We start from the raw sequence: 17187 nt of genomic DNA on the forward strand, positions 1-17187 counted from the left end.
CGCTGCCCCTCATCCGCCTGCCGGCACCTTCTCCCCGTATAGAGACGGGGAGAAGGGAAGTGCTCCGGCGTTGGCGACCCCCTCTCCCCGTCCTTACGGGGAGAGGGTAAGGGTGAGGGGCAGCGCCGCCTTCAAACTATTATCGCGTAAAACTCTGCGCGTTGCCGGCGTCGACATTGACGATGTTGCCGGTCGACTTGGCCGACATGTCGGAGGCGAAGAAATAGATCGCCTCGGCGATGTCTTCGGGGAACACCGAACGCTTCAGCATCGAGCGCGAGCGGTAATGCTCCTCCAGATCGTCGGTCGACATCTTGTAGGCGGCGGCGCGCTGTTCCTTCCACTCGCCGGTCCAGATCTTCGAGCCGCGCAGCACGGCGTCGGGATTGACGACATTGACCCTGATCTGTGCTTCCGCGCCCTCCAGCGCCAGGCAGCGCGCCAGATGGATCTCGGCGGCCTTGGCCGTGCAATAGGCGGCGGCGTTGGGCGAGGCGGCAAGCCCGTTCTTGGAGGCGACGAAGACGACGTTGCCGCCGATATTCTGCGCCCGGAACAACCGGAATGCTTCCCGCGAAACCAGGAAATAGCCTGTCGACAAGATGTCCATGTTCTTGTTCCACAGCGCCAGCGTCGTCTCCTCGATCGGCGCCGAGGTTGCCAGGCCGGCATTCGACACCAGAATATCGATGCCGCCGAACTCGACCGCCGTCTCGGCGAAGCCGGAGATGACCTGGTCCTCTGACGTGACGTTGATCACCACCGGTCGCACGAAATCCTTGCCATAGGCTTTGGCCAACTCGTCATTGGCGCTGGCAAGGGCGGTTTCGTCGATATCGGCCAGCACGACGCAGGCGCCTTCGCGCAGCAGCCGGTTGGCCGTCGCCCGGCCGATGCCGCCGGCGCCACCGGTGACCAGCGCGATCTGGCCGGCAAGAGCCTTCGGTTTCGGCAGGCGCTGCAGCTTTGCCTCTTCGAGCAGCCAGTACTCGATGTCGAAGGCTTCCTGCTCGGGCAGTCCGACATAGGTCGACACCGTCGAGGCGCCGCGCATGACATTGATGGCATTGACGTAGAACTCGCCCGAGATGCGCGCCGTCGCCTTGTCGCCGGCGAAGGTGAACATGCCGACGCCAGGCATCAGATAGACCACGGCGTTCGGATCACGCACGGGCGGCGAATCCACGTGCTTGCACCTGTTGTAATAGGCCTGATAGCCAACGCGATACTCCGCCACATCGTCGGCGAGACGGGCGATGACGGCATCGACATCGGGATTGTTGGGATCGAATTCGATGACCAGCGGCCGGATCTTGGTGCGCAGGAAATGGTCCGGGCAGGATGTGCCGAGTGCCGCCAGCGGGCGCAAATCCTTCGAATTGACGAATTCGAGCACGGCGGGCGAATCGTCGAAATGGCCAGGCTTGTGGCTCTTCTCCGAAATCAGGCCGCGGATCCTCGGCATCAGCCTTGCGGCCACGGCGCGACGCGCCGGCGCGTCGAGCGATTTGACGACTTCGCCACCGAAGATCGGCTTGCCTTCAGACTTGCGCTCGAACCATTCGATCGCCTGGTTGATCACCGAGATCGTCGTCTCGTAGCATTCCCGAGGCGTCTCGCCCCAGGTGAACAGTCCATGGCTTGCCAGCACGACGCCCTTGGCCTCAGGGTTTTCAACGCAGAATTTTTCCAGCCACAAGCCGAGTTCGAAGCCCGGACGCTTCCATGGCAGCCAGCCGATCGTCTCGCCGAAGATCTCCTTGGTCAGCGCCTTCGAATCCCTGGCGGCGGCGATCGCAATGATCGCGTCGGGATGCATATGGTCGACATAGGGCTTCGGCACGAAGGCGTGCAGCGGCGTGTCGATCGAGGCCGCGCGTGGGTTAAGATTAAAGGTGCAGTGGGGCAGATAGCCGACCATCTCGTCTTCATGCTCGAGGCCGCGATAGAGACCCTTCAGCGCGCGCAGCTTGTCCATGTAGAGCGTGGCGAAGCCGTCGAGCTTGATCGAGGCGCTGTCGCCGCCCGAGCCCTTGACCCACAGCACTTCCACGCTCTCGCCGGTGAGCGGATCCCTTTGCCAGATCTTGGAAGAGGTGTTGCCGCCGCCATAGTTGGTGACGCGCTTGTCGGAGCCGAGAACATTCGAGCGATAGACGAGACGTTCCGGCTCGCTCATCCCCAGGGCTTTCGCCTCATCCCAGAGGTTGGCGAGGCGCGTGCCGGAGCGCTTGTCGAGCATAGGTAATCCTCCCGTGACGTGAGACGCGCAAAAAGGCGCGAGCCCTTTGGTCCGAATTTCTACGCAAGCGGCGGCGTTGTCAATCACAAACGATCAACATCGATCATATTGCACTGCACAATGGATTTATCTGATCGGAAATGATTGACACTGCGCGTTTTGAGTGCCTAGATGTGCTGGCAGGGAGGAACCATGCACGAGAAAGAGCGCCACAGGATCATTTTGTCCGCCGTCCAGGAAAAGCCTGTGGTGACGGTGCAGGAGATGGTCGACCTGACAGACTCGTCCGAGGCGACGATCCGGCGCGACATCGCCGCATTGCATGTGCAAAAGCGCCTGCGCCGCGTGCGTGGCGGCGCCGAAGCGATCACCCCACCGCAATTCATCGGTCTTGCCGGCCGGCCCTTTTCCGTCAACGAGACGATCAACGCGTCGCAGAAGCGGGCGATCGCGCGGGACGCCGTGGAACTGTGCAAGGACGGCGAGCCGATCATCATCAATGGCGGCACCACCACCTTCCAGATGGTGCATTTCCTGACCGGCCGCCGCATGCCGATCTTCACCAATTCCTTTCCGATCGCCGAGCACCTGCTCAAGCACTCCAAGAATACGGTGATGCTGTCGGGCGGCACCATCTACCGCGAGCAGAACATCATCCTGTCGCCATTCGACAATGACGTGACGCGTAATTTCTATGCGCGCCGCATGTTCATGGGCGCGCAAGGGCTCGGGCCGCTCGGCCTGATGGAAGGCGATCCGCTGCTGATCCAGGCCGAGCAGAAACTGATCGATCAGGCCGACGAACTGGTGGTGCTGGTCGATTCGTCGAAATTCCGCAAACGCTCGAGCCTGATCCTTTGCGGCCTGTCGCGCATCGCCACCGTCATCACCGACGACGGCATCGAGGATCGCGAGGCCAAGATGTTGGAGGCCGCCGGTGTGACGCTGGTCGTCGCCCGCACAACGCTAGGCAATAAGGAAGAATCTTCGCTGCAGGCCTGAGACGACCCGCAGCGGCGATGGAATGCAACGCTCAAGGGAGGATATTCGAATGAGCATCTTGAAGAAATTGATGGTGACGGCGGCGTTGTCGGCCGCCATGTTCGTGAATGCCGCCTATGCCGAGAACGTCAAGATCGCGCTGGTGGTGAAGTCGCTCGGCAACGGCTTCTTCGACGCCGCCAACAAGGGCGCCGAAGAGGCGGCCAAGGAACTCGGCGGTGTCGACATCATCTACACCGGCCCGACCAAGGCGACCGCCGAAGCCCAGATCGAGGTGATCAACTCGCTGATCGCCCAGAAGGTCAACGCCATCGCCATTTCGGCCAATGACGCCGACGCGCTGGTGCCGGCGCTGAAGAAGGCGATGGATCGCGGCATCACCGTCATCTCGTGGGATTCGGGCGTCGCTCCGGAAGGCCGCCAGCTCCACCTCAACCCCTCGGACACCAACCTGATCGGCGAGACCATCATCAAGCTTGCCGCCGACTACCTGCCGGAAGGCGGCGATGTCGCCATTCTGTCGGCTTCGTCCACCGCGACCAACCAGAACGCCTGGATCGACGCGGCCAAGAAGGTGCTGCCGGAGAAGTTCCCCAAGATCAACCTCGTCGCCACCGTCTATGGCGATGACGACTCGGCCAAGAGCACGGACGAGGCCAAGGGCCTGCTGAAATCCTATCCGAACCTCAAGGCGATCATCGCACCGACCACGGTCGGCGTCGTTGCCGCCGCGCAGGTGGTGACCGACCAGGGCCTGATCGGCAAGGTCAACGTCACCGGCCTGGCACTGCCGTCGGAGTTCAAGAAGTTCATCGACAACGGCGCCAGCCAAGCGGTTGCGCTGTGGAACCCGATCGATCTCGGCTACTCAGCCGTCTACCTCGCCCATGATCTGGCGGTGAAGAAGGAAGAAGCCAAGCCGGGTGCGACGCTGTCGATCGGCCGCGTTGGAAAAGTCACGCTCGACGACACCAATTCGGCTGCGATGGCTCCGCCCTTCAAGTTCGACAAGTCGAATATCGAAGAGTTCTCCAAGATCTATTGATCCTGGAGCCTTCAAGCCGGCGCGGCGGGGCAGAGGTTCCGCCGCGCCTTCAAACGAACCTTGCTTCAGGGCTTGATACGACTATGGACACGACAGCCCAACTCAGCCCGACGACCGAGCAGCCTCTGGCTCCGGTTCCGCGCCTGACCCTATCAGGCATTTCGAAGAGTTTTCCCGGCGTGCGCGCACTGCACGATGTCAGCCTGTCGCTTTACCCCGGCCAGGTGACCGCGCTGATCGGCGAGAACGGCGCCGGCAAGTCGACGCTGGTCAAGATCATGACCGGTATCTACCAGCCCGACGCGGGTACCATCAGCATCGATGGCCAGGCCGTCACACTGCCCAGCGCCCATGCCGCCTTCGGGCATGGCATCACCGCCATCCATCAGGAAACCGTGCTGTTCGACGATCTGACGGTGGCCGAGAACATCTTTCTCGGCCATGCGCCGCGATCGCGCTTCGGCATCATTGACTGGCGCACCATGCGCAGACAAGCCCGTGAAGTATTGGACACCATGGGCGCTGGCCACATCGACGCCGATGCGCGGCTGAAGGATCTCGGCATCGCCAACAAGCACCTCGTCGCCGTCGCCCGCGCCATGTCGATCGATGCGCAGATCGTCATCATGGACGAGCCGACCGCAGCCCTGTCGCTGAAGGAGATCGAGGAGCTCTTTTTGCTGGTCGAGTTCCTGAAGAGCGAAGGCAAGGCGATCCTGTTCATCAGCCACAAGTTCGATGAGATCTACCGCATCGCCGACCGCTATACGGTGTTCCGCGACGGCGAGATGGTTGGCGAAGGCCTGATCAGGGACGCCGGCCAGAGCCAGATCGTGCGCATGATGGTCGGCCGCGCCGTCGATCACATCTTTCCGCAGCGCAAGGCCGAGATCGGCGCGCCGGTACTCACTGTCTCCGGCCTGTCGCATCCGACCGAGTTCGACGACATCGGCTTCGAGCTGCATAAGGGCGAAATCCTCGGCTTTTACGGCCTCGTCGGCGCCGGCCGCAGCGAGGTCATGCAGGCAATATCAGGCATCACCCGCACCAGCAGCGGCACGATCACGCTGGAAGGCAAGGCGATCGTACCGAAATCGGCGGCGGATTCGATCGACGCCGGCATCGTCTACGTGCCGGAAGAACGCGGCAAGCAAGGCGTGGTGATCGACCTGCCGATCTTCCAGAACATCTCGCTGCCCTCGCTCAAGCGCACGTCCAAATCAGGCATGTTGCGGCTGGCGGAGGAGTTCGCGCTGGCCCGCTCCTATACCGAGCGGCTCGATTTGCGCGCCTCGTCGCTGAGCCAGGATGTCGGCACGCTTTCGGGCGGCAACCAGCAGAAGATCGTCATCGCCAAATGGCTGGCGACAGCGCCCAAGGTGATCATCCTCGACGAGCCGACCAAAGGCATCGATATCGGCTCGAAAGCCGCTGTGCACGGCTTTATGGCCGAGCTCGTCGCACAAGGCCTGTCGGTGATCATGGTGTCGTCCGAACTGCCCGAAATCCTCGGCATGTCCGACCGCGTCGTCGTCATGCGCGAGGGCCGCATCGCCGCGGTCTATGACAACAAGGGGCTCGACGCCGAGACGCTGGTCAAGACAGCAGCGGGGATCGCAGCATGAAGGTCTTCCTCAAGTATCGCGAAGTCTGGCTGCTCGCCGCAATCGTCGTGCTGATCGGGCTGATCTCGATGCGCTTTCCGGGTTTTGCCAATCCGGCCAATCTGCGCCAAGTGTTCAACGACACCTCGATCCTGATGATCCTGGCGCTGGGGCAGATGGTGGTGATCCTGACTCGCTCGATCGACCTGTCGATGGCGTCCAACCTCTGCTTCACCGGCATGGTGGTGGCAATGCTGAACGCCGCGCATCCGGCAATCCCGATCCCGCTGCTGATCGTCATCGCCCTGCTGGTCGGACTGGTGCTGGGCGCCATCAACGGCCTGCTGGTATGGCGGCTGAACATCCCGTCGATCGTGGTGACGCTCGGCACGCTCACCATCTACCGTGGCGCCACCTTCGTCATATCAGGCGGCGCCTGGGTCAATGCCGACCAGATGAGCCCTGATTTCATCGGCCTGCAGCGTGCGGCTTTCCTCGGCATTCCGGTCCTGTCGTGGATTGCCATACTGGCCATCGCCTTGTTCTTCCTGTTGATGACGCGCACCGCGCTTGGCCGCTCGATCTACGCCATCGGCGTCAACCCGACCGCGTCGGTCTATGCCGGCATCGATGTCGGCCGGACCAAATTCATCGTCTTCTGCATCTCGGGGATGATCGGCGGTCTCTGCGGTTATCTCTGGATTTCGCGCTACGTCATCGCCTCGGTCGAGGTCGCCAACGGCTACGAGCTCAACATCATCGCCGCCTGCGTTATCGGCGGCATTTCGATCGCCGGCGGCATCGGCTCGGTCGGCGGCGCGGTGCTCGGTGCGCTGTTCCTCGGCATCATCTCCAATGCGCTGCCGGTCATCAACATCTCACCCTTCTGGCAGATGGCGATTTCGGGCAGCGCCATCATCCTGGCCGTGGTGCTCAACGCGCGCGGCGAACGCCGGCAAGGTCGCATCATCCTCAAAAAGGCGGAAGCGGCATGACCGACACTCCTGCTCCACGCCACATTCCCGACCGGCTCGACAAGCCGCTGAACTCGGCGATCTTCTCATGGGAGGCGCTGCTGGTCGCTGTGGCGGTCGCCATCTTTGCCGTCAACAGCTTCGCCTCGCCCTATTTCCTCGACGCGTGGTCGCTGTCGGACCTGACCTTCAACTTCACTGAAAAGGCGCTGATCGCGCTCGCCATGGCGCTGCTGATCATTTCCGGCGAGATCGACCTGTCGGTCGCCGCCATCATTGCGCTTGCCTCGACGATGATGGGCATGGCGGTGCAGGCTGGCGCCGGCACGCCGGTGCTGGCGGCGATCGGCATCGTTGTCGGGCTCGGCTGCGGCGCCTTCAACGGGCTGCTCGTCACAAGGCTGGGATTGCCGTCGATCGTCGTCACCATCGGCACGATGAGCCTGTTTCGCGGCATCGCCTTCATCGTCCTCGGCGACCAGGCCTACAAGGGCTATCCCTCGAGCTTCGCGTTCTTCGGCCAGGGCTATGTCTGGTGGGTGGTGTCGTTCGAACTGACGCTGTTCCTTGTCGCGGCCGTCATCTACTGGCTCCTTCTGCACAGGACGAGCTTCGGCCGCCGCGTCTTCGCCATCGGCAACAATCCGGTTGCGGCGCAGTTTTCCGGCGTACGGGTCGGCCGCATCAAGTTTACCCTGTTCTGCCTGACCGGCTTAATGGCGGGCATCGCCTCTGTGCTGATCACCTCGCGGCTCGGCTCGACCCGGCCATCGATCGCGCAAGGCTATGAATTGGAAGTCATCACCATGGTGGTGCTCGGCGGCGTCAGCATCCTGGGCGGCGCCGGCAGTATAGTGGGCGTGGTGCTCGCCGCCTTCATCATGGGGCTGGTGACTTTTGGCTTGGGGCTGCTCAATGTGCCAGGGATCGTTATGTCGATCTTCATCGGCCTGCTGCTGATCATCGTCATCGCGCTGCCCATCGTCTGGCGGCGGGTGCGGCGGGAGCGTTTTACCTGATGGCCGAGAAATACGCGTTCAAGATGAAGCTCAATCCCGGCATGAAGGCCGAATACAAAAGGCGCCATGACGACATCTGGCCGTCGCTGGTCGCACTGCTGAAACAGGCCGGCGTTTCCGACTATTCGATCCATCTCGACGAAGAGACCAACATACTGTTCGGCGTGCTGTGGCGGCTCGACGACCACGGCATGGACGAATTGCCGAAGCACCCGGTGATGCAGCGCTGGTGGGCCGAGATGGCCGACATCATGGAAACCAAGCCTGATAACGAGCCGGTGGCGGTGCCGCTGGAAACAATGTTCCATATGGAATGACCCGTCACGTCGCCGTCATCGATATCGGCAAGACCAATGCCAAGGTGGCGCTGGTCGATCTTGCCGGCATGCGCGAAGTCGCGCTGCGCCGTATGGCGAACGCACCCGTTGCCGACGGTCCCTACCCGCATCATGATGTCGAGCTTCTGTGGTCGTTCACCCTCGACAGCCTCGCCGGGATCAATCGCGAACAGCGCATCGATGCGATATCGATCACCACCCATGGCGCGACGGGCGTGCTGGTGGACGCTGCCGGTGAGCTGGCGCTGCCGGTGCTCGACTATGAATTCACCGGGCCCGACGCGCTCGCCACGGACTATGACGCGATCCGCCCAGCCTTCGCCGAGACGGGCACGCCGCGCCTGCCGGTCGGTCTCAATCTCGGCGCACAGTTCTTCTGGCAGCAGAAGCGCTTCCCGCTGGAGTTCGGCAAGGCCGCCGCGATCCTGACGTACCCGCAATACTGGGCCTTGCGCCTGACCGGCGTCGCCGCCAATGAAGTGACCTCGCTGGGCTGCCACACGGATCTGTGGAACCCGTGGAAAGCGGATTTTTCGTCGCTGGTCGACAAAATGGAGTGGCGCCGGCTGATGGCGCCCGTGCGGCCGGCGAAGGATCGCCTCGGCCCGATCCTGCCCGCCCTTGCCAAGCTAACCGGGCTCGATCCGCAAACGCCGGTGTTGTGCGGCCTGCACGATTCCAATGCCTCGCTGCTGCCGCATCTCCTGTCGGACAGACCGCCTTTCTCCGTCGTCTCGACCGGCACCTGGGTGGTGTCGATGGCGGTCGGCGGCAACAAGATCGCGCTCGACCCGGCCCGCGACACATTGGTCAACGTCAACGCGCTCGGTGATCCCGTGCCCTCGGCGCGTTTCATGGGCGGCCGCGAGTTTTCGCTGCTGACGGAAGGCCAATCGGAAGACTGGACCGACGAGGATATTGGGACGGTATTCGCCAGGACAACCCTGCTGCTGCCTTCGACCCAACAGGGTTCGGGGCCGTTTCCGCATCACACCGCCGCGTGGCTAAACGCCGACGGCATCAATAATGGCCAGCGCTTTGCCACCGTCTCTTTCTACCTGGCGCTGATGACCGCGACCTGCCTCGATCTGATCGGCGCCGACGGCCCGGCCATCGTCGAGGGCCCTTTCGCCCGCAACCGGCTTTTCACGCGCATGCTGGCTGCGGCCACGGCGCGTGCCGTCATGGCATCCGAGGCAGCCACCGGCACCAGCATCGGCGCTGCCTTGCTGGCGTCGGACCAAGGAAAAATCCAAGGCAAAGGCGAAAGGGTCGAACCGCCAGCCGACCCAGCCTGGACAAACTATGCGCGCTCGTGGCGTGCGGCGGTCGAGGCGCGAGGCTGATCACAAAATCCGCTTGCCGAAGGCCGACATGACGAAGTTGACGGTGTCTAACGCAATCCGCGGTTCCAAACCTGATGTCAGGCCGGAGACATCCATCGACAACAGCCCGCCGGACAGCGCGATCGCCTCCATCGCCTGATGCGTTTCGCGCACGGTGATGCCGCCGGAGCCCGCCGCCCAGCCGGCGAATTCGGTCACCTCAGGCGAATAGCTGACATGAAAGCCCTGCGTGCCGGAGGTGGCGATGCGGATCGCCTCGTGCATCAGGTCGCGCATGCCCATGGCGTCGATGTCGGTCATGGTGAAGGCGGAGACGCGCGAATCCTTCAGCACCCGGGCCTCGGCCGGATCGGCATGGCGCAGCCCGACGATGACGACGTTCTCCGGCGACAGCTGCGGCTGCAGCGCGCCGGGCTTGTGATCGAGACCCAGCGCCCGCGCCAGCACCGAACGTTCCGGCAGGTCGATGCCATCCTCTTCCTCGGGCATGAGCGCGGCGATGGAATCGATCCAGATCAGGCCAAACGAGTGCGTCGCCCGCGCGGTCGTCGTCAGCGCCTTGTGGGCGATGCGCCGGTCACTGCCGGCGGTGAGCCGGACCAGGCCGGATGGCGGCCGCTCGATATCGGCCAACTCGATGACGTCGAAATTCATCGCCTCCAGCCGGGCGCCGGTCGCTTCCCTGGCCAGAATACCGGCGGCCGCCGGTTCGGCTGATATCGACACCATCTTGCGGCCGGAGAAATCCTCGACGTCGTGCATCGGCGCCTTTTCGACATATTCCGAGGTCATCGCCAGCAGCATGGCGCCATAGCTCATGCGGAAGGCGACACGGTCGCCGACGGCGGGTGGCGGCTCTGCGTCGGTCACGTCGAGCAGCAGATGATCGCTGGAGGCGCCGAGCACCCGCACGCCCTTGGCGATTGGCGTCAAACCTTCGATCAACACGTCCTCGCGGCCGATATTGGCGATGGCGCGCAACCTGTCACCATCGTCGGCAAATACCGGCTGGTTGCCGAAAGCGTCGTAGCCGGATTGGCCGATCGGCCGCGACGGCTTCAGCTTGACCTCGATGATGTCGCTGGTCAGCCGGCAGGCATCGGGCTCCAGTTCGGCCCACGGCGTCTCGCGGAAGGTCTCGACGCCACCCTGCAGGATTGCCTCGCCGACCCGCAGATTGTTGATGCCGGCGGGCAGCCTGCCTTCGAGCAGCAGCGTCAGCGACGATGACGCCCCGCCCGATATCCAGTCGAGCCTGGCGCCGGACAGGCGCTCGGTCTTGTAGGCATGGGCGACAAGTTGCCCGAGATTTTCCTCCGTCGGCATAATGGCGCCGAAGCAGCCGAGATTGGTGCCGATGCCGGCGATGCGTACGCCCCTGAGTGCCAATATCTGCTCGACCGTCGGGATGAGATCGTTCGGCCAGATGCCTTCCCTGAGGTCGCCAAGGTCGATCATCAGCATGACGTCGTGGACGCGGCCCATGCGCTCGGCGATGCGTGATAGCTCGCGGATGGTGGCGAGTTCGGATTGCAGGCTGATATCGACGGTGCGCACCACCTCCTCGATGCGTGCCATCGGCGGGCTGCGCAGCAGCATGATCGGCGCATTTATGCCGCTGTCGCGCAGCCGGCGGATGTTTTCGAAGCGCGATTCGGCGATGCCGGCGACGCCGCCACGCAGCATGGCGCGCGCCACCTGCGGCATGCCGCAAGTTCCCTTGGTGACGCCGAAGACCTTGATGCCGGACAGGGCGCAGCGGTCGACGATCGTGCGCGCATTGCGCTCGATACGGCCAAGGTCGATGGCGACTTGCGGTCCGGACATGATCTAGCCTTTGTAGACCAGACCTTGCGGATCGATCTCCGGCTTGCGGCCGGCGACCACATCGGCGAGGAATTTTCCGGAACCGCAGGCCATTGTCCAGCCGACATGGCCGTGGCCGGTATCGAGGTAGAGATTTTTGTAACGGGCCCTGCCGATGACCGGCACCGAGTTCGGCATCATCGGCCGCAAGCCGGCCCAGAGCTCGGCCTTGTTCTCGTCGAAGGCGCCCGGGAAAAGCTCCTTGCCGGTCCTGAACATGGCGGCGAAATCGCTCGGCTTGTGGGTGCGGTCGAAGCCGGTGAACTCGGCGGTCGAAGCGAGCCGCAGCCGGTTGCCGAGCCTGGAATAGGCGATGAGCTGATCCTCGTCGGCACCGCCCATGGTCGGACCCTTGCTCTCGTCCTCCAGCGGCACGGTCGCGGTGTAGCCCTTGACCGGATAGACCGGCAGGTCGATCCCGTAGCGGCGACCGAGCAGGCCGCTTTCCGGTCCCATCGACATGACCACGGCGTCGCCTGTTATCGGACCGACCGAGGTCATCACCGCACGCACCCGATCGCCTTCGATGTCGAGGCCTTCGACCATCGTGCCGTAGCGGAATTGGACGCCGAGTTTCTCGGCGGCATAGACAGCGAGGTTTTGGGTGAACCGGCTGGAGTCGCCGGTCTGGTCGATCGGCGAATAGACGCCGCCAGCGATCTTGTCCCTGGCCCCGGCAAGGCCTGGCTCGAGCTCGACCAGCCGGTCGCGGCCGACGATCTCGATCGGCAGACCGTGCTCGGCGAGATAGCGGTAATTGTCGGTGCCGGTGTCAAGACTCTGCTGTGAGCGGAAGAAATAGAGAATGCCCTTCTTGCGCTCGTCATAGTGAATGCCGGTGTCGGCCGAAATGGCATTGATGCAGTCGCGCGAATAAAGCGCCAGGCGCAGCTTGATGTCGGTGTTGGCACGCAAACGCGCTTGCGTGCACTGGCGCAGGAAGCGCAAGCTCCAGGCGAAGAAATAGGGATCGAAGCGCAGCCGCACTTTGATGCCGAGATCATGGTTGTAAAGCGCGCGCAGGAACGTCTTCAGCGCAGCGGGCGAGGCCCAGGCGGTGGCGTCGCCGGGCGACACCAGCCCGGCATTCGATTGGCTGGTGCCGCGCGCCGCCATCGGATGGCGCTCGATCACGGTCACCTCGTGGCCGTCGCTCGCCAGATAATAGGCGGCGGCCGTGCCGACGACGCCAGCGCCAAGGACCAATATCTTCATGCCGCCCCCAAGGGATCAAATACGGCCGACCTCCACGTTTCAGCCGCGCAGCTCCTTCAATAGCGCTTCTACGCTCGATCTACGAGCCCACGGAGGGAAAAGCGGGGCTTCAGCTCCGCGCCGAATTCTTGCCGGTCAGGATGCGCTCCCAGGCCAGCGCGTCGGCGACAATCTGGTCGAGGTCGTCGTGCTGCGGGGTCCAGCCGAGTTCGCTGCGCGCCAGCTCGGAATTGGCGACCACCGCGGCGGCGTCGCCCGCACGGCGTTCGCCGATCCGCACGTCGAAATCATGGCCAAAGACGCGCCGCACGCTGTCGATCACCTCGAGCACCGAATAGCCGTGGCTGTAGCCGCAATTGGCGACGAGGCTTGCCCCACCGGCGCGCAGCCGTTCCAGCGCCAGCCGATGCGCCGCCGCCAGATCGCTGACATGGATGTAGTCGCGCATGCAGGTGCCGTCCGGTGTCGGATAGTCGGTGCCGAACACCTGCATGAACGGTCGCTTGCCGAGCGCCGTCTCGGCGGCAACCTTGATCAAATGCGTGGCGCCCGGCGTCGACTGGCCGGTGCGGCCCCTCGGATCGGCGCCGGCGACGTTGAAGTAGCGCAGCGCCGTATATCGCAAACCATAGGCAATTGCGGCGTCGCGCAGCATCCATTCGCTCATCAGCTTGGACAGGCCGTAGGGGGATTCCGGTGCAAGGCGCGCATCCTCGCGCACCGGCTCCAGCCCGGCGCCGCCATAGACGGCGGCGGTCGAGGAAAAGATGAAATTGGGCACGCCTTCGCGCACCGCGGTCTCGATCAGCGTGCGCGTCTTGCAGGTGTTGTTCTCGTAGTAGCCGAGCGGGTCGGCGACCGATTCGGGAACCACGATGGAGCCGGCAAAATGGATGATCGCATCGACATGATTGTCGCGGATGATCGAACCGACCAATTCCCTGTCGGCGACATCGCCGACGACCAGCTTTGCCTCGGGCGCCACGGCCCACTCGAAGCCGGTCGAAAGCCGGTCGAGGACGACGACGCTGTCGCCCGCGTCCAGCAGCTCCCAGACCATATGGCTGCCGATATAGCCGGCACCGCCTGTCACCAAAACCGTCATCCGTGTCCTCGCTGCTCAGGATTTATCGGAACTTGTCTCAACACCCGCCTTACTGGAAAGCCTGCCACTAGGCCATTAGTACCATTAGTGTCTGCGGTAACCGGTCTCATCGGCGCATGGCATCGTCCTGAAACAAAATTGATCCACATCAAGGGAATAGGCCATGATCCGTGGTCGTTAGGAACAGGCTTGGGGCGTGGCATTTTGACCAAAAAGGCCAAGTAGACGTCGATTAGGGCAATGATTATGATCCCACGCAAAAATTGGGAAGCCGAAATGAACTATCAGCGGTTCTTCGAAGACGCGATCGACCAGCTCCACGCAGAGCGTCGCTATCGCATCTTCGCCGACCTCGAGCGCATCGTGGGGAAATTCCCACGCGCCATCTGGCGCGCCAACGGCCGCGCCCAGGAAATCACCGTCTGGTGCTCCAACGACTATCTCGGCATGGGCCAGCATCCAGACGTCATCGCCGCGATGCAGAACGCTGCCGGCAAGATGGGATCTGGCGCCGGTGGCACCCGCAACATCTCCGGCACCAGCAACCCGCTGGTCGAGCTCGAACTGGAACTGGCCGACCTGCACGACAAGGAAGCCGCACTCGTCTTCACCTCCGGCTTCGTCTCCAACGAAGCCTCGATCTCGACCATTGCGCGGCTTCTGCCCAACTGCCTGATCGTCTCGGACGAGTTGAACCACGCCTCGATGATCGAAGGCGTGCGGCGTTCGGGCGCCGAGAAGAAGATCTTCCGCCACAACGACGTTGCGCATCTCGAAAGCCTGCTGCAGGCGGCGGGCCGCGAACGCGCCAAGCTGATCGTCTTCGAGAGCGTCTATTCGATGGATGGCGACATCGCGCCGATCAAGCAGATCGTCGATCTCGCCGAACGCTATAACGCCATGACCTATATCGACGAGGTCCATGCCGTTGGCATGTACGGGCCGCGCGGTGGCGGCATCACCGAGCGCGAAGGACTGGCCGACCGTATCGACATCATCGAAGGCACGCTGGCCAAGGCGTTCGGCACGCTCGGCGGCTATATCACCGGCACAAGTGCCGTGATCGATGCCGTGCGCTCCTATGCGCCGGGCTTCATTTTCACCACGGCGCTGCCGCCGGCCATCGCCGCCGCGGCGACCACGTCGATCCGCCATCTGAAGCGCTCGCAGGCCGAACGCGACGCGCAGCAGCGCCAGGCGTCGCGGACCAAGCAGGTTCTTACCGCCGCCGGCCTGCCGGTGATGGACTCCGCTACCCATATCGTGCCGCTGCTGGTCGGCGATCCCGAGCTCTGCAAGATGGCCAGCGACCGCCTGCTCGGCGTCCACGGCATCTACATCCAGCCGATCAACTACCCGACCGTGCCGCGTGGCACCGAACGGCTACGGATCACACCGACGCCGTTCCATTCGGATCAACTGATCGCGGAACTTCAGAACGCTCTAGTCGAGACCTGGGATGCTTTGGGTATCTCTTACGGTTCTGCGGGCCGGCCGGCGGTGAGGGAAAGCGACCGCGTCATTCCGCTGCTGGTGCCGAAGTCGGGCGGTTGAAGGTCGCCTCAGGCTCAGGCACCTTCAAACAGTTCTCATCCACTTCGCCAGCCGGTGTGCGGCTTCCTCGAGCTGGTCGAGGCGGCGGTGGAAGCACAGCCTGAGGAAGGCTTCGCCGCCGGGGCCGAATGCGGTTCCGGGCGCCAGGCCGACATTGGCGCGGTCGACGATGTCGAATGCGGCGGCGCGTGAATCGGTGATGCCGTCGACCGCGAAGAACAGATAGAAGGCTCCCTGCGGCACGGTGAAGCGTGCCCTCCCGGTCGCAGCCAGGATGCCGCAGACCAGGTCACGCGCCGCCCTCGCCCGCTCCACCTGCTCGACGATGAAGGCATCGCCGTCGTCGAGCGCCACGACCGCGCCGCGCTGCATGAACTGGGCAACGCCGGAGGTCGAATACTGGACCAGGTTTTCGAACACCTGCTGCAGCGAAGGATGGGTCTTGATCCAGCCGACCCGCCAGCCGGTCATCGCCCAGTTCTTGGAAAAACTGTTGACGAACAGAATGCGATCCTCGTCGGCCATGATGTCGATGAAGGACGGCGCGCGACCATCGCCGTAATGGAACAGCGAATAGATCTCGTCCGCGATGATCCACAGCCCCCTTTCGCGGGCAAGGTCGAGGATCGCCTGCAGCGTCTCCCTGTCGGCGGTCCAGCCGGTCGGGTTGGACGGCGAGTTGACGAACAGCGCCTTTGTCCTTGGCGTGATCGCCGCCTCGATCTTGCCGACGTCGCAGGACCAGCCATTGCCGGACTGGTCGAGCGTGACAGCGACCGGGACCGCGCCCGCCACGCCGGCGGCTGCGGCGAAGTTCGGCCAGGCCGGCGACAGATAGACGAGTTCGTCCCCCTTCCCGGCGACGGCATCGATCGCCAGCTGGATGGCATGCATGCCTGAACCGGTGACGATGAATTCTTCCTCGGCGAAGCTCCTGCCGAAATGTCTGACATAATAGCGGGCGAGCGCCTGCCGCAGCTCGGGGATGCCTTTCTGCCAGGTATAGAAGGTCTCGCCGCCGGCCAGTGCACGGGCAGCGGCATCGGTAATGAACGTGGGCGTCGGCAGGTCGCCCTCGCCGGCCCAGAGCGGGATCATGCCGTCGCGGTCGCGGCCGCGGTTCATGACGGCGACAATGCCGCTTTCCGGCGCGGCCCGGGCCTCGGCGCGCAAATTCTCGATCAGGGTCATGGATAGATCCGTTTTCGTCTGCTGGACTGCTAGCGTGTTTTGCAACAGGCGAAAATAGAAAACCCGGCCGAAACCGACCGGGGTTTTGGTCCAGGGAATCTGTCTTCTGACTATTTTCTGGCGAGGAGATCGCGAATTTCGGTGAGCAGCGCAACATCGGCCGGCGGAGCGGCCGGGGCGGCGGGCTCTTCCCGTTGCAGCCGCCGACGCAGATTATTCACCGCCTTGACCATCAGGAAGATGATGAAGGCGAGGATGATGAAGTTCAGCGCCACGGTGATGAAACTGCCATAGGCGAAGACCGCGCCCTGCCTTTTGGCTTCCGCCAGCGATGTGGCGTTGACGGCTGAGGACAAGGGCAGGAAATAATTGTTGAAGTCGAGTCCGCCGAAAATCGCCCCGATTATCGGCATGATGATGTCGCTGACCAGTGAATCGACGATCTTGCTGAAGGCAGCGCCGATGATCACGGCGACGGCCAGGTCCATGACATTACCCCGGGAAATGAATTCCTGGAATTCTTTCAGCATTCGACCCTCCTTGTTCTGACGGGCCAGGCCGCCGCCTCTGCCCGCTTCGTTCGCCCCACTGGCACAATAGCAAAAACCTGCGGTTGCAGCATGGACAAAAGATCGTCTCCGCCGGCCAAAATTCCCGAAGCCGCAGCCATCCTGCGGCGAAAGCCG

The 17187-nt window shown here is 63.3% G+C and carries 14 protein-coding genes; 8 read left to right on the forward strand and 6 right to left on the reverse strand.

The window, feature by feature from the left end:
- Window positions 1-139 precede the first annotated feature (139 nt).
- On the reverse strand, window positions 140-2242 hold the full coding sequence (locus tag AC0L3N_RS13575; protein WP_473548042.1) for a bifunctional rhamnulose-1-phosphate aldolase/short-chain dehydrogenase: 2103 nt from the start codon (window positions 2240-2242) through the stop codon (window positions 140-142).
- A 192-nt stretch (window positions 2243-2434) separates the two neighbouring features.
- Between AC0L3N_RS13575 and AC0L3N_RS13580 the strand changes: the two genes are divergently transcribed.
- From AC0L3N_RS13580 to AC0L3N_RS13610, 7 genes are all read left to right on the forward strand, one after another.
- Window positions 2435-3244 carry a DeoR/GlpR family DNA-binding transcription regulator gene (locus AC0L3N_RS13580; protein WP_123146601.1) on the forward strand — a complete coding sequence of 270 codons (810 nt, stop codon included), beginning with the start codon at window positions 2435-2437 and terminating at the stop codon, window positions 3242-3244.
- A gap of 49 nt (window positions 3245-3293) precedes the next feature.
- Complete coding sequence (gene rhaS / locus AC0L3N_RS13585) at window positions 3294-4289, forward strand: rhamnose ABC transporter substrate-binding protein (RefSeq protein WP_473548044.1); 996 nt, start codon at window positions 3294-3296, stop codon at window positions 4287-4289.
- A gap of 83 nt (window positions 4290-4372) precedes the next feature.
- Window positions 4373-5914, forward strand: coding sequence for a sugar ABC transporter ATP-binding protein (locus tag AC0L3N_RS13590; protein ID WP_123146600.1), 1542 nt, complete (start codon window positions 4373-4375; stop codon window positions 5912-5914).
- The gene (locus tag AC0L3N_RS13595) at window positions 5911-6888 is read left to right on the forward strand and encodes an ABC transporter permease (protein WP_123146599.1); all 978 of its coding nucleotides are present in this window, start codon (window positions 5911-5913) and stop codon (window positions 6886-6888) included. Before AC0L3N_RS13590 ends, AC0L3N_RS13595 begins: the two co-directional genes overlap by 4 nt.
- Window positions 6885-7886 carry an ABC transporter permease gene (locus AC0L3N_RS13600; RefSeq protein ID WP_123146598.1) on the forward strand — a complete coding sequence of 334 codons (1002 nt, stop codon included), beginning with the start codon at window positions 6885-6887 and terminating at the stop codon, window positions 7884-7886. Before AC0L3N_RS13595 ends, AC0L3N_RS13600 begins: the two co-directional genes overlap by 4 nt.
- The gene (gene rhaM, locus AC0L3N_RS13605; protein WP_123146597.1) at window positions 7886-8203 is read left to right on the forward strand and encodes an L-rhamnose mutarotase; all 318 of its coding nucleotides are present in this window, start codon (window positions 7886-7888) and stop codon (window positions 8201-8203) included. The genes AC0L3N_RS13600 and rhaM overlap by 1 nt, the downstream gene beginning before the upstream one ends.
- A complete protein-coding gene (locus tag AC0L3N_RS13610; RefSeq protein WP_473548046.1) occupies window positions 8200-9570 on the forward strand; it encodes an FGGY-family carbohydrate kinase in 1371 nt (456 codons plus the stop codon). Before rhaM ends, AC0L3N_RS13610 begins: the two co-directional genes overlap by 4 nt.
- On the opposite strand, the gene AC0L3N_RS13615 is transcribed toward AC0L3N_RS13610, so the two are convergent.
- The 3 genes from AC0L3N_RS13615 to galE form a co-directional block, all read right to left on the reverse strand.
- Window positions 9571-11397 carry an alanine racemase gene (locus AC0L3N_RS13615; protein WP_473548047.1) on the reverse strand — a complete coding sequence of 609 codons (1827 nt, stop codon included), beginning with the start codon at window positions 11395-11397 and terminating at the stop codon, window positions 9571-9573. It abuts the gene before it with no gap.
- Between the two features lie 3 nt (window positions 11398-11400).
- Window positions 11401-12651 carry a D-amino acid dehydrogenase gene (locus AC0L3N_RS13620; protein WP_473548049.1) on the reverse strand — a complete coding sequence of 417 codons (1251 nt, stop codon included), beginning with the start codon at window positions 12649-12651 and terminating at the stop codon, window positions 11401-11403.
- Between the two features lie 109 nt (window positions 12652-12760).
- Complete coding sequence (gene galE / locus AC0L3N_RS13625; RefSeq protein WP_473548050.1) at window positions 12761-13756, reverse strand: UDP-glucose 4-epimerase GalE; 996 nt, start codon at window positions 13754-13756, stop codon at window positions 12761-12763.
- Between the two features lie 276 nt (window positions 13757-14032).
- Here galE and hemA point away from each other — a divergent pair, with 276 nt between their 5' ends.
- A complete protein-coding gene (hemA, locus tag AC0L3N_RS13630) occupies window positions 14033-15310 on the forward strand; it encodes a 5-aminolevulinate synthase (RefSeq protein WP_473548051.1) in 1278 nt (425 codons plus the stop codon).
- A 24-nt stretch (window positions 15311-15334) separates the two neighbouring features.
- Here hemA and AC0L3N_RS13635 read toward each other — a convergent pair whose 3' ends face one another.
- Both AC0L3N_RS13635 and mscL read right to left on the reverse strand, forming a co-directional pair.
- Complete coding sequence (locus AC0L3N_RS13635) at window positions 15335-16501, reverse strand: pyridoxal phosphate-dependent aminotransferase (RefSeq protein WP_473548052.1); 1167 nt, start codon at window positions 16499-16501, stop codon at window positions 15335-15337.
- Between the two features lie 110 nt (window positions 16502-16611).
- Window positions 16612-17031, reverse strand: coding sequence for a large conductance mechanosensitive channel protein MscL (mscL, locus tag AC0L3N_RS13640; RefSeq protein ID WP_123146591.1), 420 nt, complete (start codon window positions 17029-17031; stop codon window positions 16612-16614).
- Window positions 17032-17187 lie beyond the last annotated feature (156 nt).

Source organism: Mesorhizobium sp. WSM4807 (genome assembly GCF_055811615.1).